This window comes from Vibrio sp. S12_S33 (genome assembly GCF_963889785.1).
In the GTDB taxonomy this organism is placed as follows: Bacteria; Pseudomonadota; Gammaproteobacteria; order Enterobacterales; family Vibrionaceae; genus Vibrio; species Vibrio aestuarianus.
In genome coordinates, this window is sequence record NZ_CAWPQZ010000149.1 from 1 (window position 1) to 1342 (window position 1342).

The following is a 1342-nucleotide window of genomic DNA, read 5'->3' on the forward strand; positions in this document are numbered from 1 at the left end:
GCGGCGCTGGCGGATCCCCTCATAATTCCCCCAACCCACAGGTATGCGTGAGGCGCTGATATTCCACCATTGCCCAGTGATATTGGGACTCTTGTATTCGGTATCTCCGATGACAACGTACTTCCTTACCAAGTCTAGGAATGGAGAGCACCCGACGATGCTTGATGGTGTTGGCTTGGAAGTCGTAATGCCAATTGGCTTGCATGGCGATTAAGCCATTCCACCACATGATGATTTCGGCCATCAATGCCATAAGCAATAAGATATCAATGCGTTTGGTGCAACGTGTTCGGTTATGGCGGAGCGCCAACCCGTAGGCTGGACTTTTTAAATCACGGAACGACTCTTCAATTTGCATTCTTTTGGCGTACAAACGGGTTATTTTAATGCCGTTAAGTACATGGTTGGGGATGTTCGTGACCAGAAGCCAAGGCTCTTTTGCTCCTTTGTGGAACACTTTTCCTGCCGAGTGTTTTTGGCACGTTCGGCTGTGCCGATGGGCTTTTCTGCCTTTGGGATGACTCTTGTATAAGTAAGCAAAACACTTAAGCGGTGAGCGTTTAGCAAGTTGGCTTTCCCCTAAAAACTGCGGCTTATCTGTTGCTTGAGGGTAAAACGTTTTATTCCATTGCCAAGAGTCTTCTCCACACTTAATCGAGACTTCGCCACGTACACGCCCAAGCCAGAACCAACCCTTGTTGGCGACTTGCCGAAACCATGTATTTCTAAAGCCTGCGTCGGAGACAATGATAGGCGTGCAACCTTTTGGGAGCAGAGATTGCAGCTTGTCGAGAAAGTGTTGATGGCTCTTGGGTGAGTTATAGTTTTTGTATTCAAATGCCTGCTCATAAAGCGTGACGGCGCGTCCTTTAACAGATACCGAGGCGCGTAATGTCATATAGCGCAGTTGCTCTCGAACATCCGACCAATCAACCAGCACCACCGGAAATGGATTGGCACGGGTAATAAAGGAGGCATGCCATTTATATATGGACTCTTTTTCACGGTGTAGATTGCGATTACCAAGTAATCGGTCGATACGTTTGATGGCATGTTTGACTGTGGTATCAGTGTCGAGAGCTCGTCCAATTTTGGTGAGTGTTAGATCAGAGCCATCAAGCACCGTTTTGGTTGCAAGTACCAGAGATTTAAGTCGTTTTTTGTGAATTTCAGGGCATTGATTCTCAATAGTTTGCTGTAGAATTTGAATGTCGTGCATCGTTAGGGCTCCCTATTAAATCCATTTAATCAGGTGTGTTTTTGGCGAAATTCATTAGATCAGAATGAGCGATGCGCGTCTACTCATTGTTTTATATAGAAATTATGAGGGGATTCGTAAGAA

Annotated in this window: 1 protein-coding gene; it reads right to left on the reverse strand. The window is 46.1% G+C overall.

Annotation, left to right across the window (positions count from 1 at the left end):
- Window positions 1-19 precede the first annotated feature (19 nt).
- Entirely contained in the window at window positions 20-1219 is a 1200-nt protein-coding gene (locus AACW06_RS19555; RefSeq protein WP_192076330.1) for an IS4 family transposase, read from the reverse strand.
- Window positions 1220-1342 lie beyond the last annotated feature (123 nt).